General features: G+C 73.1%; 26 protein-coding genes and 1 riboswitch. Of the genes, 16 read left to right on the top strand and 10 right to left on the bottom strand.

Annotated elements, in window-relative coordinates:
• Positions 1–101: 101 nt before the first annotated feature.
• Together AMK19_RS27825 and AMK19_RS27820 are read right to left on the bottom strand one after the other, a co-directional pair.
• A complete protein-coding gene (locus AMK19_RS27825; protein ID WP_073816455.1) occupies positions 102–494 on the bottom strand; it encodes a DUF302 domain-containing protein in 393 nt (130 codons plus the stop codon).
• Between the two features lie 166 nt (positions 495–660).
• Positions 661–1,602, bottom strand: a complete 942-nt coding sequence (locus AMK19_RS27820) for a cytochrome c oxidase assembly protein (RefSeq protein ID WP_073816453.1) — start codon at positions 1,600–1,602, stop codon at positions 661–663.
• A 153-nt stretch (positions 1,603–1,755) separates the two neighbouring features.
• Between AMK19_RS27820 and AMK19_RS27815 the strand changes: the two genes are divergently transcribed.
• Positions 1,756–3,165 carry an FtsW/RodA/SpoVE family cell cycle protein gene (locus AMK19_RS27815; protein ID WP_073816451.1) on the top strand — a complete coding sequence of 470 codons (1,410 nt, stop codon included), beginning with the start codon at positions 1,756–1,758 and terminating at the stop codon, positions 3,163–3,165.
• Positions 3,166–3,226: 61 nt separating this feature from the next.
• On the opposite strand, the gene AMK19_RS27810 is transcribed toward AMK19_RS27815, so the two are convergent.
• Complete coding sequence (locus AMK19_RS27810; RefSeq protein ID WP_073816450.1) at positions 3,227–3,817, bottom strand: TetR/AcrR family transcriptional regulator; 591 nt, start codon at positions 3,815–3,817, stop codon at positions 3,227–3,229.
• A gap of 103 nt (positions 3,818–3,920) precedes the next feature.
• Here AMK19_RS27810 and AMK19_RS27805 point away from each other — a divergent pair, with 103 nt between their 5' ends.
• The gene (locus AMK19_RS27805) at positions 3,921–5,033 is read left to right on the top strand and encodes an ABC transporter permease (protein WP_073816448.1); all 1,113 of its coding nucleotides are present in this window, start codon (positions 3,921–3,923) and stop codon (positions 5,031–5,033) included.
• Positions 5,030–5,680 (top strand): ABC transporter ATP-binding protein, encoded by a 651-nt coding sequence (locus tag AMK19_RS27800; RefSeq protein WP_073816446.1) that lies wholly within the window; start codon positions 5,030–5,032, stop codon positions 5,678–5,680. Before AMK19_RS27805 ends, AMK19_RS27800 begins: the two co-directional genes overlap by 4 nt.
• 147 nt (positions 5,681–5,827) lie before the next feature.
• Here the strand turns inward: AMK19_RS27800 and AMK19_RS27795 are convergent, their stop codons facing one another.
• The 3 genes from AMK19_RS27795 to AMK19_RS27785 form a co-directional block, all read right to left on the bottom strand.
• Entirely contained in the window at positions 5,828–7,207 is a 1,380-nt protein-coding gene (locus AMK19_RS27795) for an FAD-dependent oxidoreductase (protein WP_073816445.1), read from the bottom strand.
• Positions 7,208–7,385: 178 nt separating this feature from the next.
• Entirely contained in the window at positions 7,386–8,024 is a 639-nt protein-coding gene (locus AMK19_RS27790; RefSeq protein WP_241844622.1) for an MSMEG_1061 family FMN-dependent PPOX-type flavoprotein, read from the bottom strand.
• A gap of 44 nt (positions 8,025–8,068) precedes the next feature.
• Positions 8,069–8,317 carry an SCO4226 family nickel-binding protein gene (locus AMK19_RS27785; protein ID WP_073816441.1) on the bottom strand — a complete coding sequence of 83 codons (249 nt, stop codon included), beginning with the start codon at positions 8,315–8,317 and terminating at the stop codon, positions 8,069–8,071.
• A 147-nt stretch (positions 8,318–8,464) separates the two neighbouring features.
• Positions 8,465–8,592: riboswitch (FMN riboswitch) on the top strand.
• A 187-nt stretch (positions 8,593–8,779) separates the two neighbouring features.
• On the opposite strand from AMK19_RS27785, the gene AMK19_RS27780 reads away from it, so the two are divergent.
• The 9 genes from AMK19_RS27780 (at position 8,780) to AMK19_RS27740 (ending at position 16,188) form a co-directional block, all read left to right on the top strand.
• Positions 8,780–9,439 carry a riboflavin synthase gene (locus AMK19_RS27780; RefSeq protein WP_073816440.1) on the top strand — a complete coding sequence of 220 codons (660 nt, stop codon included), beginning with the start codon at positions 8,780–8,782 and terminating at the stop codon, positions 9,437–9,439.
• Positions 9,436–10,077, top strand: coding sequence for a nicotinamide mononucleotide transporter family protein (locus AMK19_RS27775; RefSeq protein ID WP_073816438.1), 642 nt, complete (start codon positions 9,436–9,438; stop codon positions 10,075–10,077). The genes AMK19_RS27780 and AMK19_RS27775 overlap by 4 nt, the downstream gene beginning before the upstream one ends.
• Positions 10,074–11,348 (top strand): bifunctional 3,4-dihydroxy-2-butanone-4-phosphate synthase/GTP cyclohydrolase II, encoded by a 1,275-nt coding sequence (locus tag AMK19_RS27770; protein ID WP_073816437.1) that lies wholly within the window; start codon positions 10,074–10,076, stop codon positions 11,346–11,348. Before AMK19_RS27775 ends, AMK19_RS27770 begins: the two co-directional genes overlap by 4 nt.
• Positions 11,349–11,374: 26 nt before the next feature.
• Complete coding sequence (gene ribH, locus AMK19_RS27765; RefSeq protein WP_073816435.1) at positions 11,375–11,860, top strand: 6,7-dimethyl-8-ribityllumazine synthase; 486 nt, start codon at positions 11,375–11,377, stop codon at positions 11,858–11,860.
• Between the two features lie 105 nt (positions 11,861–11,965).
• Complete coding sequence (locus AMK19_RS27760; protein WP_073816433.1) at positions 11,966–12,238, top strand: phosphoribosyl-ATP diphosphatase; 273 nt, start codon at positions 11,966–11,968, stop codon at positions 12,236–12,238.
• A 39-nt stretch (positions 12,239–12,277) separates the two neighbouring features.
• Positions 12,278–13,126 (top strand): ATP phosphoribosyltransferase, encoded by an 849-nt coding sequence (hisG, locus tag AMK19_RS27755; protein WP_073816431.1) that lies wholly within the window; start codon positions 12,278–12,280, stop codon positions 13,124–13,126.
• A 58-nt stretch (positions 13,127–13,184) separates the two neighbouring features.
• Positions 13,185–13,625 (top strand): PH domain-containing protein, encoded by a 441-nt coding sequence (locus tag AMK19_RS27750; protein ID WP_241844621.1) that lies wholly within the window; start codon positions 13,185–13,187, stop codon positions 13,623–13,625.
• 194 nt (positions 13,626–13,819) lie between these two features.
• Complete coding sequence (locus tag AMK19_RS27745) at positions 13,820–15,160, top strand: hemolysin family protein (RefSeq protein WP_073816430.1); 1,341 nt, start codon at positions 13,820–13,822, stop codon at positions 15,158–15,160.
• Positions 15,157–16,188, top strand: a complete 1,032-nt coding sequence (locus tag AMK19_RS27740) for a hemolysin family protein (protein WP_073816428.1) — start codon at positions 15,157–15,159, stop codon at positions 16,186–16,188. Before AMK19_RS27745 ends, AMK19_RS27740 begins: the two co-directional genes overlap by 4 nt.
• A gap of 51 nt (positions 16,189–16,239) precedes the next feature.
• Here the strand turns inward: AMK19_RS27740 and AMK19_RS27735 are convergent, their stop codons facing one another.
• A complete protein-coding gene (locus AMK19_RS27735; RefSeq protein WP_073816426.1) occupies positions 16,240–17,118 on the bottom strand; it encodes an SDR family NAD(P)-dependent oxidoreductase in 879 nt (292 codons plus the stop codon).
• Positions 17,119–17,186: 68 nt separating this feature from the next.
• Between AMK19_RS27735 and AMK19_RS27730 the strand changes: the two genes are divergently transcribed.
• Positions 17,187–17,840: a TetR family transcriptional regulator gene (locus AMK19_RS27730; protein WP_073816424.1), complete on the top strand. Its 654-nt coding sequence runs from the start codon at positions 17,187–17,189 to the stop codon at positions 17,838–17,840.
• Positions 17,841–17,851: 11 nt separating this feature from the next.
• Here the strand turns inward: AMK19_RS27730 and AMK19_RS27725 are convergent, their stop codons facing one another.
• From AMK19_RS27725 to AMK19_RS27715, 3 genes are all read right to left on the bottom strand, one after another.
• Complete coding sequence (locus AMK19_RS27725; RefSeq protein WP_083647421.1) at positions 17,852–19,651, bottom strand: AAA family ATPase; 1,800 nt, start codon at positions 19,649–19,651, stop codon at positions 17,852–17,854.
• A 316-nt stretch (positions 19,652–19,967) separates the two neighbouring features.
• Positions 19,968–20,591, bottom strand: a complete 624-nt coding sequence (locus tag AMK19_RS27720; RefSeq protein ID WP_073816423.1) for a uridine kinase family protein — start codon at positions 20,589–20,591, stop codon at positions 19,968–19,970.
• Between the two features lie 78 nt (positions 20,592–20,669).
• Positions 20,670–21,071, bottom strand: coding sequence for a hypothetical protein (locus AMK19_RS27715; RefSeq protein WP_073816421.1), 402 nt, complete (start codon positions 21,069–21,071; stop codon positions 20,670–20,672).
• Positions 21,072–21,279: 208 nt separating this feature from the next.
• On the opposite strand from AMK19_RS27715, the gene AMK19_RS27710 reads away from it, so the two are divergent.
• The 3 genes from AMK19_RS27710 (at position 21,280) to lnt (ending at position 25,037) form a co-directional block, all read left to right on the top strand.
• Complete coding sequence (locus AMK19_RS27710; RefSeq protein WP_073816420.1) at positions 21,280–21,720, top strand: Lrp/AsnC family transcriptional regulator; 441 nt, start codon at positions 21,280–21,282, stop codon at positions 21,718–21,720.
• A gap of 31 nt (positions 21,721–21,751) precedes the next feature.
• Positions 21,752–23,365, top strand: coding sequence for an amidohydrolase (locus AMK19_RS27705; RefSeq protein WP_073816418.1), 1,614 nt, complete (start codon positions 21,752–21,754; stop codon positions 23,363–23,365).
• Between the two features lie 67 nt (positions 23,366–23,432).
• A complete protein-coding gene (gene lnt / locus AMK19_RS27700; RefSeq protein ID WP_083647420.1) occupies positions 23,433–25,037 on the top strand; it encodes an apolipoprotein N-acyltransferase in 1,605 nt (534 codons plus the stop codon).
• Positions 25,038–25,040 lie beyond the last annotated feature (3 nt).

Below are 25,040 nucleotides of genomic sequence, written 5' to 3'. Positions count from 1 at the left end.
CGGGGACAGGCGGGGCCCTGGGTGCGGGGGAGCAGGGGGAGCAGGGGGAGCAGGGGGCGCAGGGGGCGCGCGGGGGCGCCCCCTGGAGGGTGGGTGCGGGGTCAGGCCTTCAGTGCGGCCATCGCGGCGCGCAGCCGGACGGCGGCGTCGTCGGCCACCTCGGCGAGCTCGGGACGGCCGGTGAACTGCATCATCAGCTGCGGGTCCATGGCCTCGACCAGGACGCCGCCGTCCACCGCGCGCAGCACCACGTTGCACGGCAGCAGCAGGCCGACCCGGCGGTCCACCTCCAGGGCCCGGTACGCGATCGGCGGGTTGCAGGCGCCGAGGACCAGGAAGTCCTCCACCTCGACGCCGAGCTTGGCGTGCAGGGTGGCCGTCATGTCGATCTCGGTCAGGACGCCGAAGCCCTGCTCGGCGAGGGCCGCGCGGACCCGGCCTGCGGCGTCCGCGAACGGGATGCCGGTCAGGGTGGCGGTGAAGTCGTCGGTCATGTCGCCGAACCTCTCTGGTCAGTGCTTCGGTGTCCTGGTTTGTCGCTGTTGCGGCACTTCGATACCCCCGAGGGTATTCAAGCGTACGTCCGATGCAACCGGGCGGGTGGGAGGTCCATTCCCGGGCGCGGCGGGTGACGTCCGTCTCACCCGCCGGCCGGCCCGGTCAACCGCCGTAGCGATGGCGCAGGTTGGGGTCGTCCAGCCACCACGGCCGCTCGCCGTCGGAGGCCTCGTCGTCGGAGACCCGGGCCTGCTCGGCGGCGTCCAGCGCGGCGTCCACGGCGGCGGTCTCGGCCCGGCCGGTGACGATCAGGCGGCGGATCAGCGCGACCAGGAACGGCAGGCCGACCACGTCGCCGAGGATCCAGATCGCGTTGCCGCCGACGAACTGGTCCCGGGCGAGCGAGGGGCCCCAGTCGCGGGCCAGCGACGCGTAGTACGGCTCGGCGACCAGGTGGCCGCCGTACAGCAGCACCAGCGCGAGCGCCGCGTCGAACACCACCTCGACGAAGGTGATCACCACGCTCAGCAGCAGCGGGTACTCGTGCGCCACCGGGTCCAGCTGCAGGCGCGGCCAGAAGTACAGCAGGCCCAGCAGCACCAGCAGCAGGTGGAAGCCGATGTTCCCGGCGGTGCTGGTCAGGGTCTCCCGGTACAGCGGCGTGAAGTACAGCAGCCACGGCGGGACGACCAGCAGCACCGTGGACACCAGCGGGAACATCAGCACCCGGGAGGTCCGTCCGCCGAGCGCCGCGCGCAGCCGCTCCCGGCCGGCCGCCGGCAGGGTGTCGGCCAGCAGCGAGACGGGCGCGCCGAGGGCCAGCAGCAGCGGCACCAGCATCAGCAGCAGGACGAGCTGCACGGCGCGGTCGGCGAACAGCACCCGTTCGTAGACGCCGAGGCCGGAACCCGTCGTCCACACCCACACCGCCAGCCCGCCGAGGAACGCCGCCGTGCGGTACCAGGGCCAGCCGCCGCGGCGGCGCACGCCCACCAGGTAGCCGCCGGCCAGCAGGACCGTCAGGGCGGCGACCGCCGGTTCCAGGGTCCAGGTGTCGGCCAGCGCCGACCAGTGCCAGGGCGCGACGGCCGCGGGGTGGGGCATGGCGGTGGCTCCTTCGGTCGATTTCCGGCCGCGTCGCCCGCCGGGCGGAACCGGGGGCGGCCGCCCGGCGTCGGTCGCAGCGCCGGGTCCGTGGGAGGATCCGGCATTGAAGTTCTACACGCATGTAGAAAATCGACCGAACGGGGGGCCCGGGTGGGACGCGCGAGGCGCAGCGTCGGCAGCCGACGCGCCGCACACCGTCGCAACCTCGAACTCGGCCTGCTCGCCCTCGCGGTGGCGGTCTGCCTGGTCGGCTGGGTGAGCGCGAACCTGGCGCTGCGCGGCACCCTCCCGCCCGGCCTGCTGCCGTTCGGCGGCGGCCTGACCGGCCTCACCCTCGCCCTGCACCTCGCGGTCCGCCGCTTCGCGCCCTACGCGGACCCGCTGATCCTGGCGCTGGCGGTGCTGTTCACCGGCTTCGGCCTGGTGCTGCTCGACCGCCTCGACTACTCGTACGCGATCTGGCACGCCGCCAAGGGCGACTGGCAGAAGATCCCCGCCGCGCCCAGCCAGGTGCAGTGGACGGTGGTCGCCACCCTGGCGGCCGTCGTGCTGCTGATCGTGGTCCGGCACCACCGGCTGCTGCAGAAGTACGTCTACCTGATCATGGCGGGCGCGCTGATCCTGCTGGCCGCGCCCGCGTTCTTCCCCGGCGACACCCTCGGCGCCAAGCGCTGGATCATGGTCGGCGGACTCTCCTTCGAGCCCGACGAGTTCGTCAAGGTCGCCATCGCGGTGTTCTTCGCCGGCTACCTGACGGCCAACCGGGACGCGCTAGCGCTGACCGGCCGCAGGGTGTGGGGCGTCAACCTGCCGCGCGGCCGCAACCTCGGGCCGGTGCTGGCGATCTGGGTGATCAGCCTGCTGGTGCTGATCTTCGAACGCGACCTCGGCACCTCGCTGATCTTCTTCGGGGTGTTCGTGGTGATGCTCTACACCGCCACCGAACGCACCGGCTGGGTGCTGATCGGCCTGCTGATGGCCGTGGCCGGCGCGGCCGTGGTCGGCGACCTCGAACCGCACGTGCACGGCCGGGTCGAGGGCTGGCTGCACCCGCTCGACTACTACGAACCGGTGCACGACCCCCACCTGGTCTCCGACCAGCCCGCGCAGGCGCTGTTCGGCCTCGGCAGCGGCCACCTGGTCGGCAGCGGACTCGGCCAGGGCAGACCGTTCCTGATCGGGTTCGCCGGGCGCAGCGACTTCATCTTCACCACCATCGGCGAGGAACTCGGCCTGACCGGCGCGATGGCCGTCCTGCTGCTCTACGGCCTGTTCGTGCAGCGCGGCCTGCGCACCGCCGTCGCCATCACCGACCCGTTCGGCAAACTGCTCGCCACCGGCCTGTCCGCCGCCGTCGCGCTCCAGGTGTTCGTGGTGGTCGGCGGCGTCAGCGGGCTGATACCGATCACCGGCAAGGCACTGCCGTTCCTCGCCGCGGGCGGCTCCTCGCTGACCGCGAACTGGCTGCTCACCGCCATTCTGATCAAACTCTCCGACGCGGCGGGCCGCGCCGAACTCGAACCCGCCCCGGCACCGCTCGACCCGGCCCGGGGCGGGTGACTTCCCGCTGCGGGCGGTCAGCGCCGGCGGCCGGCAGGACGGTGGCGGCGCGGCTGCGCGCCTACTGGGGGTGCATTCCCCGGAGCGCGGCGACCGCCATGGCCGTGGCGCGGTCGGTGGTGGCGTCGTACGGGGCGCCGGACTCCAGGGCGGTGACCGTCGCGTTCACCAGGCCCTGGAGCAGCTGGGCGGTGAACTCCGGTGCATTGTCGCCGAGTTCGGTGAGGGCGGCGATCAACGGGGTGAGCAGCTCGCGGTGCGCGTGGCCCGCCGCCTCGCGCAGCGCCGCCGCGTCGCGGTCGCCGGCCAGCGCCCGGGCGATCCGGTGCTCGCCGTCGCGGACCAGCTCGCACTGGGCGCGGACGTACGCGGCGACCCGCCCCTCGGGCGTCTCGGCGGCGGCCATCGCGGAGGTGATCCGCTCCGTCCAGCGCGGGGCGGACTCGCGGACCACGGCGGCCAGCAGTTCGACGCGGTCCGCGAAGTACTTGTAGACGCTGTTGCGGGCCAGGCCGGTGCTGCGGGCTACCGCGGCGAAGGTGACGGCGGCGGCGTCCCCCTCGGACTCCAGCAGCGCGCGGGCAGCCTCGACCAGCGCCCGGCGCTGCTGGGCGCGGTGGTCGGCGACCGTGGCGGCGCTGATCTTCGGCACCCCCACAGTCTAGGAGTCGCGGGAGGGCGCCCCCCGTGTTGGGGACGTGGCGTCGCCATGTTCTATCTTGGGGACGCACTGTCCCCATCCTGGAAGGAGCACGGTGTACCTCGCCCTGCTCGAACTCAAAGCCGCGCGTGGCCGCTTCCTGCTCATGGGCTGCGTCGTCCTGCTGGTCGCCGCCCTGGTCGGAATCGTCTCCGGCTTCACCACCGGACTCGGCGACGACACCGTCTCCGCCCTGCGCCGCCTGCCCGCCACCCACCTGGCGTTCTCCCCGGACGCCAAGTCCGACCAGTTCGCCCGCAGCCTCGTCCCCGCCGAGACCCTGGCGGGCTGGCAGCAGCGCCCCGGCGTGCAGGCCACCCCGCTCGGCGTCACCATCACCCGCGGCACCACCGACCGGCACGCCGAGGTCGACCTCGCCGCGTTCGGCGTCGAGCCCGGCTCGTTCCTCGACCCCGGCGTCGAGGACGGCCAACGCCTCGGCGGCGACGGCCAGTTGGTGATCTCCCGGAAGCTCGCCGAGGAGGGCGTCGCGATCGGCGACACCCTCACCGTCGACCGGCTCGGCATCGCCCTCAAGGTCACCGGCATCACCGGCCGCGCCTCCTACGGGCACGTCCCGGCCGGGTACGTCACCACCGGCACCTGGCAGGCGATCCGCTTCACCACCCCCGGCGCGAGCGCGCCCGCCGCGGGGCTCCCGCAGCAGTACAGCGCGATCGCCCTGCGGGCCGCCTCGGGCGCGGACCTGGCGGCGGGGGACCGCGAGCTCGGCACCCGGACCGTCGCGACGACCGACGCGTACGCCGCCGCGCCCGGCTACACCGGCGAACGCGTCACCATGACGTCCATCCAGTTCTTCCTGTACCTGATCGCCCCGCTGGTGGTCGGCGCGTTCTTCGGCGTCTGGACCGTCCAGCGGCAACCCGAACTCGCCCTGCTGCGCGCGATGGGCGCCTCCCGTCGCCGACTCCTCGGGCACACCCTGGTCCAGGCCGCGGCCGTCGTCCTCGGCGGCACCCTGGCCGGCGCGGCACTCGCCTCCGCCGTCGGACTCCTGGTCGGCACCGAAGTCCCGTTCAGCCTCCCCGGGTTGGCGCTCACCGCCACCATGGCCACGGTCGCCCTCGCCGCCCTCGCCGGCGCCGCCCTCACCCTCCGCCGGGTCGCCACCGCCGACCCGATGACCATGCTCGGAGCCGGACGATGACCTCTCTGACCCTGCACCAGGTGTCCGTCTCACTCGGTCACGGCGACGCGAGGACGCCCGTCCTCCGAGGCGTCGACGCGACCTGCCGGCCCGGGGTGCTGACCGCGCTGGTCGGCCCGTCCGGCTCCGGGAAGTCGACCCTGCTCGCCGTCGCCGGCGCGCTGCTCAGGCCCGACGGCGGTCAAGTGCTGCTCGGTGACAGCGACTTGGCGTCCCTGAACGACGGCGAACGGGCGAAGGTCCGGCGCGAACGGATCGGCTACATGTTCCAGAGCGGCAACCTGCTGGGCGGCCTCACCACCGTCGAGCAGCTGCTCGCCGCCGCGTCCATCGCCGGCCGGCCGGCGAGGCGGCTGCGCGCCGCGGCGGAGACGGCCCTCGACGAGGTCGGCCTCGGACACCGGCTGCGGCACCGCGCGGACCAGCTCTCCGGCGGCGAGAGGCAGCGCGTCGCACTGGCACGAGCACTCTTCCTCGAACCCGACCTCCTGCTCATCGACGAGCCCACCGCCGCCGTCGACCGCGAACAGGCGGGCACCCTCACCGAGTTGATCGCCCACAAGGCCCGCGAACGGGGCTGCGTGGCGCTGGTCGCCACCCACGACCCGGTCGTCGTCGACGCGGCGGAAGCAACGGTCTCGATGTAGAGAGTGAACCAGCAGGGGCGCGGGGAACTGCGCGAGGGGGAACGCAGCACGTCCGCAAGATCGCGACGCAAGGCAATGGCCTGCACGTGATCGCGACCTTGCGGACGTGGTGTGCGCTTGTCGCGCCGTTCCCCGCCCCTGTCTTCCTTACCGCTCGGCGGACCTTTCGCTGGCCGAGGCGTTGAGCATGGCGACGCGGTCGACGACCTTCACCCGCTCGCGGCCCTCGGCGGCGCCGAGGGCCTTCTCGTGGGCGTCGAGCCGGTGCCAGCCCTCCCAGGTGGTGAAGTCGACGCCGCGGGAGCGCAGGAAGTCGACCACCGCGTCCTCGGCGGGCTCGGCCGCAGGGCGCAGCGTGCCGGCGGCGTGGTCGGCGACCAGGCAGGCGACGGTCTCGTTGGCGTCGCCCTTGGTGTGGCCGATGAGGCCGACGGGGCCGCGCTTGACCCAGCCGGTGACGTAGACGGACGGGAGGTGGGCGCCGGCCTCCTGGACGCGGCCCGCCTCGTGCGGAACCGTCGCGGAGAGGGCGTCGAAGGGCAGCTTGGGCAGCTCGTCGGAGCGGTAGCCGACCGCGCGGTAGACGGCCTGGACGGGCCATTCGCGGAAGGTGCCGGTGCCGACCGTGTTGCCGGTGCCGTCGAGCCGGGTGCGCTCGGTGCGCAGGGCGACGACGCGGCCGTCCTCGCCGAGGACCTCGACGGGGTTCTCGAAGAAGTGCAGGTGGATGCGGTGCGGGCGGTCGCCGATGTCGCGGATCGCCCAGTTCTCCAGCGTGGCCGCGACCATGTCGGCCTGCTTGTTGGCGCGCCGGGTGGCGATCGAGGCGTCGTCGTAGTCGATGTCCTCGGGGTCGACGATCACCTCGATGGTGGGGGAGTGGTCGAGCTCGCGGAGCTCCATCGGGGAGAACTTGGCCTGCGCGGGGCCGCGGCGGCCGAAGACGTGGACCTCGACGGCGCGGTTGGCGGCGAGGCCGGCGTGGACGTTCGGCGGGATCTCGGTGGGGAGCAGCTCGTCGGCGGTCTTGGCGAGGACGCGGGCGACGTCCAGGGCGACGTTGCCGACGCCGAGGACGGCGACCTGCTCGGCCTCCAGGGGCCATTCGCGGGGGACCTCGGGGTGGCCGTCGTACCAGGAGACGAAGTCGGCGGCGCCGTAGGAGCCGTCGAGTTCCATGCCGGGTATCGCGAGGTCGCGGTCGGCCTCGGCGCCGGTGGCGAAGACCAGGGCGTCGTAGAAGCGGTGGAGCTCGTCCAGGGAGAGGTCGCCGGGGTAGTCGACGTTGCCGAGCAGGCGGACCTGCGGCTTGTCGAGGACCTGGTGGAGGGCGGTGACGATGCCCTTGATCCGCGGGTGGTCGGGGGCTACGCCGTAGCGGATCAGGCCGAAGGGGGCGGGCAGGCGCTCGATCAGGTCGATGGAGACACCGGGGGCGGTGGCCAGCTCGGACTTCAGCAGCGCGTCGGCGGCGTAGATCCCGGCGGGGCCGGCACCGACGATGGCCACCCGGACGGGGCGGGACATGGGCAGGTACTCCTTGTTCGGCTCTGGGCGCGTACCGCCAGCCTTACGGCGGGCGGACGCGCCCGGTACGGTGCTTCGCCTTATGTCGTCATAAGGCGAAGCTATGGCCCCCCAAAGTTCGGCCTATGTGGCGTCCCCGTTGCCCCCCAGCATGCACGAGTCGCCGCGGCCGGGGCGATCACTCGTAGCGCAGGCGCAGCGACTCCTCCTCGGCGGCCAGCACCTGATCCAGCGTCAGCGAGGGATCGCGCAGGTGGGAGAGGGTGATCGAGGCCGAGCTGGGCGCCGCGTCGGCGGGCAGCCACTGCTCGGGACGCCAGGCCGAGCCGCGCAGGAACGCCTTCGGGCAGTGCCCGTAGACCTCGTCCGCGGAGACCACGATCGCGGTGCGCGGCGGCTTGCCGACCGGGGTGAGCCGCTCCAGCAGCCGGGGGTCCGCACTGATGCAGGCCCGGCCGTTGACCCGCAGGGTGGCGGCGCGGCCGGGGACGACGAAGAGCAGTCCGGCCTGTCCGGTGGCGGCGATGTTGTGCAGGCTGTCGAGGCGGCGGTTGCCGGTGGCGTCGGGGATCGCCAGGGTCCGCTCGTCCAGGACGGAGACGAAGCCGGGCGGGCCGCCGCGCGGAGTGGCGTCGCAGTTGCCGTCCGCATCGGCGGTGGCGACGAAGACCAGGGAGGCACAGCCGATCAACAGACGGGCCTCCTCGTGCAGGCGGTCGACCTGCTTGCGCTGCACCGTGTCGCTCGGCTGCTCGTACAACTCCCGCAGCCGGGCCGGGTCGCGGATCGCCTCAGCGGCGAGGGCGTCGAAGATCACGCGACCCGACCCTATCCCCGTTCACCTCGGCGGCGGCGAGGGGGTCAGATCTGCAGCGGAACCGCGTGCACCTCGTCCGCCGGGTGTCCGGTGCGCTCGTGGACGCGCTGGACGGCCTCCCGGGACGGGCCGGAGGACAGGCAGTACACGGTGCCGGAGTCGGGGTCCGCCCAGGCCTGCCGGAACTCCACGCCCTCCTCGTGCTGCACCGCGAGGTCCGCCTCGTGCGCGGCCTTCAACTGCTCGGCGGTGATGCCGGCCATCCCGTGGTGGACGTCCATGAACATCGTCATCGTCGCTCAACTCCTCGGCCGGGAGCCCCCGCGCGGGGGCACTCATCTCCACCGTGCGCCCCGGGGCGTGAACCAGGCCACAGGACGCGCTCTTGCCTTGGGCATAGATGCGCGTGCAAGAATGCTGGTGCAGTAGCAGTGACGTTCAGCGCACTCCGGGGTCGGTGAAATTCCGAGCCGGCGGTTACAGTCCGCGACCCGTCCGCAGCCAGCGGCCGGTTGACCAGGTGAAATTCCTGGACCGACGGTTAAAGTCCGGATGGGAGGCGTGCGCGGCGGACAGGTGTGTTCACACCGCGGCCCACCCGAGGGCCGGGGTGCCGAAGCACGGCATGTCGGCAGCTCACCCGTGCCGCGGGGCAGGTCCCCGGCCGCACGGCGGGCCTTCCCGACGCGCCGCGTCCGCAGTCAACTCCCGATCGCCGCCCCGGAGTCCGCGCCCCAAGCGCGAGGAGAACCCGGGTGTTCACCGGCATTGTTGAAGAGCTCGGCGAGGTCGTCTCCATCGAGGAGATCGGTGAGTCCTCGCGAATCCGCCTGCGCGGCCCGCTGGTCACCGCGGACGTCCGGCACGGCGACTCCGTCGCAGTCAACGGCGTGTGCCTCACCGTCGTCGACGACAACGAACAACTCGCCAAGCACGAAGGCGAGTTCAGCGCCGACGTGATGCGCGAGACGCTCCGCCGCTCCAGCCTCGGCGCGCTGCGCCCCGGCTCCCGGGTCAACCTGGAACGGGCGATGGCGCTCGGCGCCCGACTCGGCGGCCACCTGGTGCAGGGCCACGTCGACGGCACCGGCGCCGTGATCTCCCGCGAGCCGGGCGACCTGGACGCGGACGGGAATCCGCGCTGGGAGGTGGTGCGTCTCTCGCTGCCGCAGCCGATCTCGCGCTACCTGGTGGAGAAGGGGTCGATCACCGTGGACGGAGTGAGCCTCACTGTCGTCGAGGCCGCCCGGGACAGCTTCACCGTCTCGCTGATCCCCGCCACGCTCGCCCTGACCACGCTCGGGGTGAAGGCGGTGGGCGACCCCGTCAACCTGGAGGTGGACGTGCTCGCCAAGTACGTGGAACGACTGCTCGAAAACCGTGCACTGCCCGACACCCTGGGGGAAACCAAGTGAGCGCGCTCGCAGATCTGACCTTCACCGCCTTCGGCGAGCAGGTGAAGGTGGCCGACATGGTCGGCAACCTGATAGGGCTCGCCGGGCTGGCGTTCGGCTGGCGCCGCTCGGTGCTGACCTGGCCCGCCCAACTGCTGGCCGGCGCCGTGCTGATCAGCGTGTTCCTCGGCGGGCAGGTGCCCGGACTGATCGGCAAGCAGGTGATCGTCGTGGTCACCGCGGTCTGGGGCTGGACCCAGTGGAACCGCGGCCGCCGCGACGCCGGCGAGATCGCCGTCCGCTTCGCCGACCGGCGCGAGCGGATCCTGCTGATCGCCGCCACCGCAGCCGGCACGCTCGCCGTCGCCGCGCTGTTCAACGCCTACCCGAAGCTGTCCTGGAACCCGCTGCTGGACGCGTACATCTTCACCGGCACGCTGGCCGCCATGTACGCCCAGGCCCGCGGCTGGGTGGAGTTCTGGTTCGCCTGGATCGCCGTCGACGTGATCAGCGTGCCCTACAGCTACGCCCACGGCTACGTCTTCTCCGCGCTGACCTTCACCATCTACTTCGTCCTCGTGGTGGCCGGCCTGGCCAGCTGGTGGACGAAGGCCCGCACCGCACGAACCACCCTGCCCGTCGAGGGAGTTGCCGCATGAGCGCCGAAGAGCCCGTCGATCCCGGGGAGCCGCTCGCGCTCGACCCGGTGGAGCGCGCCATCGCCGACATCGCGCTCGGCCGCGCCGTGATCGTGGTCGACGACGAGGATCGCGAGAACGAGGGCGACATCGTCTTCGCCGCGTCCGCCGCCACCCCCGAGCTGATGGCGTTCACCGTCCGCTACAGCTCCGGCGTGATCTGCGTCCCGATGCCGGGCGCCGACCTCGACCGGCTGCGGCTGCCCCCGATGACCCAGGTCAACGAGGACCGCAAGGGCACCGCCTACGCCGTCTCGGTGGACGCCCGCGACGGCGTCGACACCGGCATCTCCGCCGCCGACCGGGCCCGCACCGTCCGGCTGCTGGGCTCCGCCGCCACCGAGGCCACCGACCTCACCCGGCCCGGTCACGTCTTCCCGCTGCGCGCCGTCGACGGCGGCGTGCTGGCGCGCCCCGGGCACACCGAGGCCACCGTCGACCTGGTCCGTCTGGCGGGCCTGCCGCCCGCCGGGGCGATCGCCGAGGTGGTCAACGACGACGGCACCATGGCCCGGCTGCCCGAGCTGCACGCCTTCGCCCGCCGGCACGGCCTGGCGATCATCTCCATCGCGGACCTGATCGCCTACCGCCGCCGCACCGAACTGCACGTCGACCGCGCCGCCGTCACCGCGCTGCCCACCGACCACGGCGACTTCACCGCCGTCGGCTACCGCGGCACCATCGACGGCGTCGAACACCTCGCGCTGGTGGCCGGCGGCCTGGACGCCGACGGGAAGCTCCCCGACGGCGAGGACGTGCTGGTGCGGGTGCACTCCGAGTGCCTGACCGGCGACGTGTTCAGCTCGCTGCGCTGCGACTGCGGTCCGCAGCTGCACGCCTCGCTGCGCGCCGTCGCCGAGGCCGGCCGCGGCGTGGTGCTGTACCTGCGCGGCCACGAGGGCCGCGGCATCGGCCTGGCCCACAAGCTGCGCGCGTACGAGCTCCAGGAGCGGGGCCGCGACACCGTCGACGCCAACCTCGACCAGGGGCTGCCCGCCGACGCCCGCGACTACTCGATCGGCGCGCAGATGCTCGCCGACCTGGGCGTGCGCTCGCTCACCCTGCTCACCAACAACCCGGCCAAGCAGGCCGCGCTCACCGAGCACGGTCTGAAGGTCACCGCCCGCCGGCCGCTGCCCACCGCCGCCGGCGCCCACAACCTCACCTATCTGCGCACCAAGCGCGACCGGATGGGCCACGACCTGCCGTGGCTCGACGACGACAACAAGTAGCCGCACCACGGAAAGAGGAGCACGACATGGCCGGTCACGGAGCCCCTGTGCTGTCCCCGAAGAACTGCGCCGACCTGCGGGTCGCGATCATCGCCGGGCAGTGGCACGAGCAGGTGATGAACGGACTGCTGGACGGCGCGCACCGCGCCCTGAAGGAGCTGGGGATCGAGGAGCCGACCGTGGTCCGCGTCCCCGGCACCTTCGAACTGCCGGTCGCCGCCAAGCAGTTGGCGGGACGCGGTTACGACGCGCTGGTGGCGCTGGGTGTGGTGGTGCGCGGCGGCACCCCGCACTTCGACTACGTCTGCCAGGGCGCGACCCTCGGCCTGACCCAGGTCTCGGTGGAGACCGGCGTCCCGGTCGGCTTCGGCGTGCTGACCTGCGACACCGAGCAGCAGGCGCTGGACCGGGCCGGGCTGCCGGACTCCGTCGAGGACAAGGGCCACGAGGCGGCCACCGCAGCCGTCGCCACCGCCGCCGTGCTGCGCGAGGTGGTCGAGCCCTGGCGGTGATCGGACGATCGCACCGGGGGCGGTCCGTTGCGATGTCCAGCGGACTGTCCACGGTGCGGAACCGTTTACCGTCCGTCCGTCCGCACCCCGTAAGGTGAGGCCATCATGGCATCGAAGACATTCGAGGAGCTCTTCGCCGAGCTCCAGCAGAAGGCCGCCACCGGCGACCCCGCGACCTCCCGCACCGCCCAGCTCGTGCAGCAGGGCGTCCACGCGATCGGCAAGAAGGTCGTCGAGGAGGCCGCCGAGGTCTGGATGGCCGCCGAGTACCAGTCGCCCGAGGAGACGGCCGAGGAGATGTCCCAACTCCTCTACCACGTCCAGGTGATGATGATCGCCCGCGGGCTGACGCTCGAAGACGTCTACAAGTACCTGTAATTCCCCACCGCACCGCAGTCGACGAAGGGTTCCCCTCTCATGCTCCGCATCGCCGTCCCCAACAAGGGTTCGCTCTCGGGTCCCGCGGCGGAGATGCTCCATGAGGCCGGCTACCGGCAGCGCAAGGACGCCAAGGAACTCGTCCTGGTCGACCCGGACAACCAGGTCGAGTTCTTCTTCCTGCGCCCGCGCGACATCGCCGTCTACGTCGGCTCCGGCCGCCTCGACATCGGCATCACCGGCCGCGACCTGCTGCTGGACTCCGCCTCGGACGCCGAGGAGGTGCTCGCGCTCGGCTTCGCCGCCTCCACCTTCCGGTTCGCCAGGCCGGTCGGCGCCGAGATCAACGGCGTCCAGGACCTGGACGGCCTGCGGATCGCCACCTCCTACACCGGCCTGGTCGAGCAGCACCTCGCCGAGCACGGCGTGAAGGCCACCGTCACCAAGCTGGACGGCGCGGTCGAGACCGCCGTGCACCTGGGCGTCGCCGAGGTCATCGCCGACGTCGTGGAGACCGGCACCAGCCTGCGCAACGCCGGCCTGGAGGTCTTCGGCGACCCGATCCTGGTCTCCGACGCCGTGGTGATCCGCCCCAAGGGCGCCGGCGAGGACCCGGCCGTCGAGCAGTTCCTGCGCCGCCTGCAGGGCGTGCTGGTGGCCCGCCGCTACGTGCTGATGGACTACGACATCCGCGCCGAGACGGTCGGCGCCGCCGTCGCGCTCACCCCCGGCCTGGAGTCGCCGACCGTCTCGCCGCTGCACACGGCCGGCTGGGTCGCGGTCCGCTCCATGGTGCTCCGCAAGGAGGCCCAGCGGATCATGGACGACCTGTGGGCGATCGGCGCCCGCGCCATCCTGGTCACCAACATCCACGCCTGCCGCATCTGACCCGCTGCCGAACGGGGGCCGCCCGCCCGGCGGCCCCCGCTTGTTCCTGGAGCCACCCGTGTCTGTGCCCGCCCTGCCCGTGACGTGGGCCCCCCGCCGCAACCGCGCCGTGCTGCTCGCCCTGTGCGGCGTGATGGTGGTGCTGTTCACCGTGCTCGCCTTCGCGCTGCCGGACACCTGGCAGCCGCGGGACCGGGTGATGATGGTGCTCAGCGGCCTGCTGTTCGCCGCGGTCGGCCTGATGCTGGCCCGCCCCAAGGTGGTCGCCGACGCCGACGGACTGACCGTGGTCAACTTCGTCCGCAGCCGCCGCCTCGCCTGGGCCGAGGTGGTCCGGGTCAACCTCAAGCACGGCGACCCGTGGGTGATGCTCGACCTCGCCGACGGCACCGCGCTGGCCGCCGTCGGCATCCAGCCCGCAGGCGGCCGCGAGCAGGCCGTCACGGCCGCCCGCACGCTGCGCGACCTGGTCGAGGAACGCGGCGCGAGCCGGGGCTGACCCGGCAGGTCCGGACGGGCCGGAGAACCGTTCGGGTATCGTCTACGCTGGTAAAACCGCGGCAAAGCCCAAGAGTGTCCGGCCTGCCGCCCTGACCCGCGACCTGAGGAGTGACACCTCCCCTCGATGGACGATCCGTCCGGTAGTACCCGCGCCGCCACGCACATTCCGAGCCAGGGAAGGCGGGCGGCCCGATGACCACCGCCTGGCTCCTGCTGCTTGCGGCAATCCTGCTCATCCTCGCCAACGGCCTGTTCGTGGCCGCCGAGTTCGCGTTCGTGACCGCAGACCGCGGCACCGTGGAACGCGCCGCGGCCACCGGTGACGGTCGGGCGAAGAGGCTCTCCAAGGCCCTGCACCAGCTGTCCTTCCAGCTCTCCGGCGCCCAACTCGGCATCACCATCACCTCCCTGGTGGTCGGCATGCTCGCCGAGCCGGCGCTGTCCACCCTGCTGTCCCCGGTGTTCACCGCCGTCGGCCTGCCCGACGCGGCTGCCCGCGGCACCGCGCTGATCGTCGGCCTGGTGCTGGCCACCGTGGTGCAGATGGTGATCGGCGAACTCGTCCCGAAGAACTGGGCGATCTCCCACCCGCTGCAGGTCGCCTACGCCGTGGTCGGCCCGCAGCGCGCGTTCTCCGCCGCCTGCCGCCCGCTGATCGCGTTCCTCAACGGCTCCGCGGACCGGCTGGTCCGCGCCCTCGGCGTCGAGCCGCAGGAGGAACTCGGCCACGCCCGCACCGCCGACGAACTCCTCGCGCTCGCCCGGCACTCCTACCAGGCCGGCGCGATGGACGAGGAGTCGACCGCCCTGTTCGTGCGCACCCTGGGCCTGCGCGAGCTGACCGCCGAATCCGTGATGACCCCTCGGATCGACGTCTCCGCGCTCCAGGAGGACGCCACCGCCGGCGACGTGCTCAACCTCACCCGGGCCACCGGGCTGAGCCGCTTCCCGGTGTACAGCGAAAGCCTGGACAACGTCACCGGCACCGTCACGCTCAAGGACGCGCTCGCCGTCCCCGCCGGCCGCCGCGACCACACCAAGGTCCGCCACCTGGCCTCCCCGCCGCTGCTGGTCCCCGAGACGCTGCCCGTCGAGCGGCTGCTCGACCTGCTGCGCGGCCGCGAACCGATGGCCGTGGTGGTCGACGAGTACGGCGGCACCGCCGGCGTCGCCACCATCGAGGACATCGTCGAGGAGGTCGTCGGCGAGGTCCAGGACGAGCACGACCCCGACGACACCCCCGAGCTGCGCCCGCTCGCCCCGCGCGACGGACTGCCGGTCTGGGACGCCGACGGCCGGGCCCGGCTCGACCAGCTCGCCAAGATCGGCCTGCACGCCCCCGACGGCCCCTACGAAACCCTCGGCGGACTCCTCGCCGACCTGCTCGGCAAGCTCCCCGCCGTCGGCGAGAGCGCCGAACTGCCCGACTGGGAGATGACGGTGACCGCCGTCGACCGCCACCGCACCAGCCGGGTCGAGGTGCGCCGCACCCGCGCCGAGGACGACCACGACGACCAGGACGGTCACCGATGAGCGCCCTGCAACTCGCCTTCTCGCTGCTCCTGCTGCTCGGCAACGCGTTCTTCGTCGGTGCCGAGTTCGCCGTCATCTCGGTGCGCCGCAGCCAGATCGAACCGCTCGCCGAGGCCGGCGACAAGCGCGCCCGCACCGTGCTGCACGCGCTGTCCAACGTCTCCGCGATGCTGGCCGCCGCCCAACTCGGCATCACCGTCTGCTCGCTGCTGCTCGGCGCGCTCGCCGAGCCGACCATCGCCCACCTGCTGGAGCCGGTCTTCCACGCACTCGGCGTGCCCGCGTCGGCGATGCACCTGCTCAGCTACGCCGTCGCGCTCAGCCTGGTGGTGTTCCTGCACATGGTGCTGGGCGAGATGGTGCCGAAGAACCTGGCGCTGGCCGGCCCGGCCCGGGCCGCGCTGTGGCTCGGCCCGCCGCTGGACCGGCTGGCCCGCTGGCTCGCCCCGGTGATCACCTTCCTGAACGCCCTCGCCAACGGTGTGCTGCGGCTGTTCCGGGTCGAACCCAAGGACGAGGTCAACTCGGTGTTCACCAGCGAGCAGCTGCTGCTCCTGCTGGCCGACTCCGGCGAGGCCGGCCTGCTGGACGACACCCGCCGCGAACGCCTGGAGGACGCCCTGGAGATGGGCAGCCGCCCCGTCACCGAGGTGATGCTGCCCGCCGACCAGCTGGTCACCGTGGGCCGCGACGTCACCGGCGAACAGATCCAGCAGCTCGCGGTGCGCACCGGCTTCTCGCGCTTCCCGGTCGTCGACGAGCTGGGCATCGTGCTCGGCTACCTGCACGTCAAGGACTCGCTGGAGGTCGACGACCTGACCGCGCCCGTCCCCGACCGGCTGTGGCAGCCGATCACCGTGGTGCGCTCCGGCCTGCCGCTGGACGACGCGCTCGCCGTGATGCGCCGCAACGCCGTCCACCTGGCGGCCGTGGTGGACGCGGACGGCCGGCAGCTCGGCCTGGTCGCCCTGGAGGACGTCCTGGAGGAGCTGGTCGGCGAGGTCCACGACCCGGACCACCGGCGCTGACGCCTTGTCGCCCCCGGCCCCGTCGCAGTTCCTGCGGCGGGGCCGTTCCTCTTACGGCAGTTCCACCGGGTACGGTTCGGCGAAGTCGGCGGAGCGGCTGACCCGCTCCCAGGCCCCGGCCTCGGCGAGCTGGCGGCGGGAGTACTCCAGCGCCATGGTCACCGCGTTCACGCCCAGCAGCAGGTGGCTCGGGAGCTCGGCCCGCCGCACCGTGCGGACGATGGTCTCCGCGGCGCGCACCGGGTCGCCGGCCGCGCCGGCCTCGCCCCGGCGCATCCGCCGGTTCATCGCGCCGACCGTCTCGTCGTAGGCCTCCGGCACGGGGTGGGCGGTCATCGAGGCGCCCGCCCAGTCGGTGGCGAAACCGCTCGGCTCGACCACCAGGTACCGGATGCCGAACGGCGCGGTCTCGGCGGCCAGCACCCGGGTGAAGCCGTCCACCGCGAACTTGGCGGCCTGGTACGAGGCGATGCCCGGCGACCCGCCGACCCGCCCGCCGACCGAGGAGAACTGCACCACGGTGCCCGAGCGTTGACGCCGCAGCGCGGGCAGCGCGGCCTTGGTGACGTGGTAGACGCCCCAGAAGTTGGTCTCGAACTGGGCGCGGAAGTCGGCGTCGTCCGAGGTCTCGACGGGGGAGACGTTGGCGTAGCCGGCGTTGTTGACCAGCACGTCGATGCGGCCGAAGCGGGCCAGCGCGGCGTCGATCGCCGCCTGCGCGGCCGCCGGGTCGGTGACGTCCAACGGGACGGTGAGGACGCGGTCGCCGTGCCCGGTGAGTTCTGCGGCGAGGGGTTCGGGGCGGCGGGCGGTGGCGACGACCAGGTCGCCCGCCGCCAGGGCGGCGTCGACCAGGGCGCGGCCGAAGCCGCGGGACGAACCGGTGATGAACCAGACCTGCTGCCGGGTGGTGCGCGTCTCTTCGCTCATACCGTTAGTAAAACACCGTTCTCTTATTAGCGCAACGCCGTTGCGTTAACGACTCCTATGATGGTGACATGAGTGAGCCGGCATTCCGACGGGCGCGCAGCGCCGAGGCCAAGCAGGCGCGCGAAGGGGCGATCCTGGACGCGGCCCGGGCGCTCGGCGAGGGGCGTGGCATCCGCGACGTCACGCTCACCGACATCGCCGCCGAAGTGGGCATGCACAAGTCGGCGCTGCTGCGGTACTTCGAGACCAGGGAGCAGATCTTCCTCGAACTCACCGCCCAGGGCTGGCGGGAGTGGTCCGCCGCCCTGCGCGCCGACCTCGCGGCCCGCGCGCACGCCACCCCCGCCGAGGTCGCCGAACTGCTCGCCGCGACGCTGTCGGCCCGCCCGATGTTCTGCGACCTGCTGGCGCAGGCCCCGCTCAACCTGGAACGCAACGTCTCACTGGACGCGGTGCGCGCCTTCAAGCTCGTCACCCTGGACGAAGTCGCCCTGATCGGCGGGGAGTTGAACCGCCTGCTCGGCCTGACCGAGCAGCAGGTGCTGGACCTCGCCGCCACCGCCACCGGCATGGCCGGCGCCCTCTGGCAGATCGCCACCCCCGGCCCGCGACTGAAGGCCCTCTACGCCTCCGACCCCCGCCTCGGCCACGCCATCGTCGAGGTCGAACCCCGCCTGCGCCGCGTCCTGACCGCCTACCTGACCGGAGTGGCGGCGACCTGACCCTCAGCCCGTCACTGGCGGCCGTCGATCAGCTCGCCGTACGCCTGCAGCAGGTCCGGCAGCCGCAGGGTGGCGAGGTCCTCGCGGGACGGGACGCCGCGCAGGGCGGAGAGCCGCAAGTCCCGGTAGGCGCAGGACTTCTCGTACAGGGTGCGGATGAATCGGCCGTTGCCGAGCTGGTCGATCCAGCCCTCCGTGACCACGTGGCGGCAGATCGACGCCAGCTCCTCGGCCGCGTCCACATCCCACTCGTCACCGTCGGTGTGCGCCAACTGCCCGCCGATCTCGGAGAGTTCGGACGGACGGTAGGACGGGAAGTCGACCCGGGTGGTGAACCGCGAGTTCAGCCCCGGGTTGGTCGCCAGCAGCCGGTTCATGCCCTCCGGGTAGCCGGCCAGGATCACCACCAACCGGTCCCGGTTGTCCTCGGCGCGCTTCAGCAGCACCTGCAGGGCCTCGTCGCCGAACGCGTCGCCCTTGCTGTACCCGGAGTTGGCCAGCGAGTACGCCTCGTCGATGAACAGCACGCCGTCCAGCGCCGAGTCGATCAGATCGTTCGCCTTCACCGCCGTCTGGCCGAGGAACTCGCCCACCAGATCGGCCCGTTGGGCCTCCACCAGGTGGTCCCCGGAGAGCAGCCCGAGAGCGTGGAACACCCGGCCGAGGATCCGCGCCACCGTGGTCTTGCCGGTGCCCGACGGCCCCGAGAAGACGAAGTGCCGCTTCGGCGGCTGCACTGGCAGGCCCCGGTCCGCGCGCAGCCGCGCCATCCTCAACTGCGCCGACAGCGCCCGGACCTGACGCTTCACCGGATCGAGGCCGACCATCGCCTCCAGCTCCGCCAGCGCCTGGTCCAGCTCCATCCGGGCCGCCGGCGCCGGGTTCGGACCGGCCGGCGGAATCGCCGCCGCCACCGGCCAGTTGCCCAACCGCAGGGGTAACGGCGAAGCACCGGACGCCCGTTCGGGCACCTGCCCGCCGCGCGACTCCCCGCCCGGCGGCTGCGCCCGCTCCGGCTCCGGATCCTCCACCGTCTCCACCGCGGTCTCCACCGCCGTGCCCCGGTACTCGCCGTACTCGCCCAGCGCCGCCCCGTCCAGCAGCCCGTCCTCGGCGGAGATCGCCGCCAGCCGCTGCTCGGTGTCCATGAACGCCGGATCGGCCCGGTGCACCGCCCGGTACAGCGGCAACGCCGCCGCGCTGCGCCCCGCGCCCTCGTACGCCCGGCCCAGCCAGTACCGCAACTCCTTGCGCTGCGGCTGCTCGGAGCGGCAGCGGGCCAGCGACGCCGCCAGCGGGCGCTGCGCCTGCGCGCACATGTCGAGCCGGACCCGGGCCATGCCCGCGAACAGGCCCGCCTCGATACCCAGCACCGGATCGTCCAACAGGCGGTCGGTGTCCCGGATCAGCTGTTCCCAGTCCTTCAACAGGTAGGAGCGGCAGGCCTGCAGGAACCGCACCGCGGGCTCCTGCTCCGGCTCCGGACAGGCCGCCAACGCCTGGTCCAGCTCGGTGAGATGACGCCCGTCCAGCCAGTGCGAGGCGTGCGCCAGGGCGAGGTCCTGCGCGGACTCCAGCACCGGCTGCACCCACCAGCCCAGCCAGTACCAGGAACTGAGCGGACGGCGGTGGCGCTCGCGCTGCTCGCCGAACCGCTCGCGGTGCCGGTGCATCGCCAGCAGCGCGCCCGCGGTGTCGCTGCGCAGCGCGTGCAGCCCCAGCCAGGCGTCCGCCATGCCCGGGTCGATCCGCACCGCGGCCCGGAACTCCTCCTCGGCACGGGCGTACGAGCCCGCCGTGTAGGCATCCATGGCACGCGACCAGAAGCGGTCGGCCTCCGGATCCGGCCCCGCCGCGGCGGGCCCCTTGCCGCCGGAACTCTCCACCGTCACTGACGCCCCCCGCCAGACCTAGGGCCGCTTCAAACGGGCCTGCGTGGGCATGGTACCGGCGCGGAGCTGATCCGTAAGGGTGCCGCGCGGGTCAAATGGCGCGAGACGATCGGGTGTTGGGGTGCTGAGCGGCGCCCGGCGCGAAAGGGAACGGCGTCTCCGGCTCACGGGGGAACAAACCGGAGACGCCGTGTCTGTGGTTGCGGATTCAACTGATTTCCGCGACACGCAGAACTTAAATCCTGACGACACCGCAGGTCAAGAGCGGTTCAACCGGTTCACTCAGGGTGTCCCCGACGATCCGCCCGGTGATCCCGTCGACCCGCAGCGAGGCGAACGGACGGCTCGGATCGGCGGCGAAATGCGCCCGCTCCGCCACCGCCCAACCCGCCCAGAACTCGGCCAGTTCCGGACCGTCCCGCAGCTCGCCCCGGGCCCGCGCCGCCGCCGCATCCAGCTCCATCCACAGCAGCGCCGCCAGCGCCGGACGCACCGCCCGGCGGCCCGCGCCGACCCCCTCCAGCAGCACCACCGGGGCCGGCGGCACCACCGCGACACCGTCGAACTCCCGTGCCGTCCAGTCGTACACGCCGTGCCGGGCCGCCTCGCCCCGCCCCAGCGGCTCCAGCACCTGGGCGCGCAGCCGGCCCACCCAGCCGAACGGCTCCCGATGGGTCGCCAGATCGTCCAGGTGCACCACCGGCGCACCGCCGAGCGCCTGCGACAACCGGCCCGTGAACGTGGTCTTGCCGGAACCGGCGTGCCCGTCCACCGCGACCAGCCGCACCGGGCCCAGCGACGGGGGCAGCGCGAGCAGGCCCGCGGCGAGCGCGGACAGGTCGGGGAAGGCGTCGGTCATCCGGCCAGCCTACGTGGCCGGGCGGGGGAGTCCCGGAGGGCACCGGGGCGACGGCGCCCTCGGCGGGAGAGGCGGCGCTCAGGCCGCCCGGCGGTCGCGCTGGACGGGCAGCAGCGCCCGCACCGCGCGGTGGGCGCCCGCGTGCGAGAACGGCTGGGTGCGCCAGTCCAACGCCGTCGGCAGCGGCACCAGGTTCTCGGCGCCGTCCTGCTCCGGCTGGTCCACGGACTCCGGCAGGTCGGCCGTCGGCGTGCCGGCGCCCCGGCAGATCGCCGACTGGAAGGGGTTCCACGCGGAGGGCAGCACCGCGTGCTGCGGCAGCCGCTCCTCGTCCCCGATCAACGCGATCGGGCGGTCACAGGCCGGGCAGTCCACCCGGACGATCTCCCAGTTGTCGGCCGCGCCCGCGTCCGCCCCGAAGGACGGCTCGGGCGCGCCGCGTTCGTCCTCGACGTCGGGACGCTGGTCGGTGGAAGGCATTTTGATCCCCCTCGGATCGGGCCGGATTCACTCGTTGTCCGGGCCACCACCAGCACTTCCCCCTGACACCACGTCATAACCCTGCGCCCCGGCGCACGGTGATGCACCAAGTGTGTTCCTCGCCACATTCCATTGGCATGTGCCCCCCGAATGCGCCCCCGATGAGCTGTCTGCACAGCCCCGCCCGTATCGAGTAGGTTGACGCCTTGTGGAGGAACTCGACCAGCGCATCGTCCAGCTGCTGCTGCAGGACGGACGGATGAGCTACACCGACCTGGGCAAGGCCACCGGCCTGTCCACCTCGGCCGTGCACCAACGGGTGCGCCGCCTCGAACAGCGCGGCGTCATCCGCGGCTACACCGCCATCGTCGACCCCGAGGCGGTCGACCTGGCGCTCACCGCGTTCATCTCCGTCAAACCGTTCGACCCGAGCGCCCCCGACGACACCCCCGAACGCCTGATCGCCCTCCCCGAGATCGAGGCCTGCCACAGCGTCGCCGGCGACGAGAACTACATCCTCAAGGTCCGCGTCCCCACCCCCGGAGACCTGGAGGACCTGCTCGCCCGCATCCGCGCCGCCGCCGGCGTCTCCACCCGCACCACCGTCGTCCTCTCCACCCCCTACGAGGCCCGCCCCCCGAAGCTCTGACGAAACTGTCCATAGTGCGAGACTGGTCGCCATGACCGAACGCACCGACCGGACCGTCCTGCTGCGCGGCGGCAATGTCTACAGCCCCGCCGACCCCTTCGCCACCGCCATGCTGGTGGAGGGCGAACACATCGCCTGGGTCGGCAGCGACGGAGCCGCCGAGGCGTACGCCGACGTCGCCGACGAGATCGTCGAGCTGAACGGCGCCCTGGTCACCCCCGCGTTCGTCGACGCGCACGTGCACGCCACCTCCACCGGCCTCGCCCTGACCGGCCTCGACCTCACCGACAGCGCCTCGCTCGCCGACGCCCTCGCCGCGATCGCCGCCTTCGCCGAGCGCCGTGCCGACGGCGTCCTGCTCGGCCACGGCTGGGACGAGACCCGCTGGCCCGAGCACCGCGCGCCCACCCTCGCCGAACTCGACACCGCCGCCGGCGGGGCCGCGCTCTACCTGTCCCGCACCGACGTCCACTCCGGCCTCGCCACCAGCGCCCTGCGCGCCCTCGTCCCGGCGCTCGCCGACTGCGCCGGGTACTCCGCCGACGGCCCGCTCACCCAGGACGCCCACCACGCCGTCCGCCGCGCCGCGCTCGCCCACCTCACCCCCGCCCAGCGCCGCGACGCCCAACTCGCCACGCTGCGCCGCGCCGCCGAACTCGGCATCGGCGCGCTGCACGAGTGCGCCGGCCCCGACATCTCCTCCGCCGGGGACCTCGCCGCGCTGCTCGCGCTGGCCGCCGCGACGGACGGCCCCGAGGTCTTCGGCTACTGGGGCGAACTCGGCGCGGAGGGCGTCGCCACCGCGAAGCGGCTCGGCGCGGTCGGCGCCGGCGGCGACCTGTTCGTCGACGGCGCGCTCGGCTCGCACACCGCCTGCCTGCACGACGCCTACGCCGACACCGACCACACCGGCGTCTCCTACCTGAACGCCGAGCAGATCGCCGAGCACGTCGCCGCCTGCACCGAGGCCGGCCTGCAGGCCGGGTTCCACGCCATCGGCGACGCCGCGATCGCCGCCGTCGTCGAGGGCGTCCGGGCCGCCGCCGACAAGCTCGGCGCGGAGCGCGTCAAGGCGATGCGGCACCGCGTCGAGCACGCCGAGGCGCTCACCCCGGAGACCCTCGCCGCGTTCGCCGAGCTCGGCCTCACCGCCTCCGTCCAGCCCGCCTTCGACGCCGCCTGGGGCGGCCCCGACGACATGTACGTCGCCCGCCTCGGCGCCGAGCGCGCCGCGCAGCTCAACCCGTTCGCCGCGATGCTGCGGGCCGGCATCCCGCTGGCGTTCGGCTCCGACGCGCCCGTCACCCCGCTCGACCCGTGGGGCACCGTCCGCGCCGCCGCGTTCCACCGCACCCCCGAGCACCGGATCTCGGTGCGGGCCGCGTTCACCGCCCACACCCGCGGCGGCCGTCGTGCCCTCGGCCACGACACCGACGGCGTCCTCGTCCCCGGCGCGATCGCCTCCTACGCCGTCTGGGCCACCACCGACCTGGTCGTCCAGGCCCCCGACACCCGCATCGCCGGCTGGTCCACCGACCCCCGCTCCGGCACCCCCGGCCTGCCCGACCTCACCCCCGGCGAACCCCTCCCCACCTGCCTGCGCACCGTCGTCCGCGGCCGGACCGTGCACACCCGTCACGGGTAGCCGGACCGCCCGTACGGGTGAGGTACCTTTCGGGGAACGTCGTACGAAGCAGAGAGATGGTGCGCAGGTGTCACTGCCCGTTTCGCAGGAGCGGCCGGTGGCCGAGGGGAAGCAGGACGGGGCACCGAAGCGCCGCGGCCGCGGCGGATGGTGGGCCCGGACGGGGCTGGCCGCGGTGTCCGGAACGGCGATGGCGTTCGCGTTCCCGCCCTACGACGTGTGGCCGCTGTCGATCCTCGGGGTGACGGCGCTGACGCTGCTGACCCGGGGCCGGCGGGCCCGGCACGGCGCCTGGCTGGGCTTCGTGTTCGGCGTGCCGTTCTTCGTGGTGCTGCTGTCCTGGCTGCGGGTGGTGGGCTGGGACGGCGTGGTCGGCCTGTCCGCGATCGAGGCGCTGTTCCTCGCGCTGATGGGCGCGGGCCTCGCACTGACCTCGAAGCTGCGCGGCTGGCCGCTGTGGGCGGCGATGCTCTGGGTCACCCAGGAGTGGGCGCGCGACCGGCTGCCGTTCGGCGGCTTCCCGTGGGGCCGGCTGGCGTTCGCCAACACCGCCAGCCCGTTCACGCCGCTCGCCGCGCTCGGCGGCGCCCCGCTGGTGACCTTCGCGGTGGCGTCCTGCGGCGTCCTGCTGGCCTGGGCGGCGCTGTGCGCGCTGCGGGCCCGCCGCTCCGACGGAGCCGTGCTGCCGTGGCGCGCCGCCGCGGGCGGCCTGGCGGCCGTCGCGCTGGTGCTGATCGGCTACGCGGTGCCGGTGCCGACCACGGCCGCCGACACCGTCAAGGTCGCGATCGTCCAGGGCAACGTGGACCGTCCCGGCATGGACTTCCTCGGCCGCCCGATGCTGGTGCTGAACAACCACGCGAGCACCACCGAACAGCTCGCCGCGGACGTCGCCGCCGGCCGGGTGCCCAAGCCCGACGTGGTGATCTGGCCCGAGAACGCCTCCGACCTGGACCCGTTCACCGACCCGGCGGCCTACGCCCGGATCGACCAGGCCGTGAAGACCATCGGCGTGCCCACCCTGGTCGGCGCGCTGGTCGACGGACCCGACCAGCAGCACGTGCGCAACGAGGGCATCGTCTGGGACCCGTCCTCCGGCCCGGGGGAGTCGTACACCAAGCAGCACCCGGTGCCGTTCGGCGAGTACGTGCCGTTCCGCGCCGAACTGTCCAAGGTGATCACCCGGCTGCAGCGGGTCGGCCGCGACTTCTACCCCGGCACCGGCAGCGGCGTCATGCACCTCGGCCCGGCCCGGATCGGCGACGTCATCTGCTTCGAGGTCGCGTACGACGAGATCGTCCGCGACACCGTCAACCAGGGCGGCCGGGTGCTGGTCGTGCAGACCAACAACGCCACCTACAACCGCACCGGGCAGACCGAGCAGCAGCTCGCGATGTCCCGGCTGCGCGCCGTCGAGCACGGCCGCGCGGTGCTGATCGCCGCCACCAGCGGCGTCAGCGCGGTGATCACCCCGGACGGCACGGTGCAGCAGCGCACCGCGGAACTCGACCAGGAAGTGCTGAGCGCCGTGGTACCGCTGCGCGACGGCCAGACGATCGCCGACAAGGTCGGCGCCGGACCGGAGTGGGTGCTCGCCCTCGGCGGCCTGCTGGCCTGCGGCTTCGCCGCCGCCACCGGGTGGCAGCGGCGGCGGGTCGGCAAGCAGTCCTGAGAC

The organism is Kitasatospora sp. CB01950 (assembly GCF_001905465.1).
Classification (GTDB): domain Bacteria; phylum Actinomycetota; class Actinomycetes; order Streptomycetales; family Streptomycetaceae; genus Kitasatospora.
The sequence above is the reverse complement of the archived record's forward strand: the minus strand, read 5'-3'. Positions and strand labels throughout refer to the sequence as shown.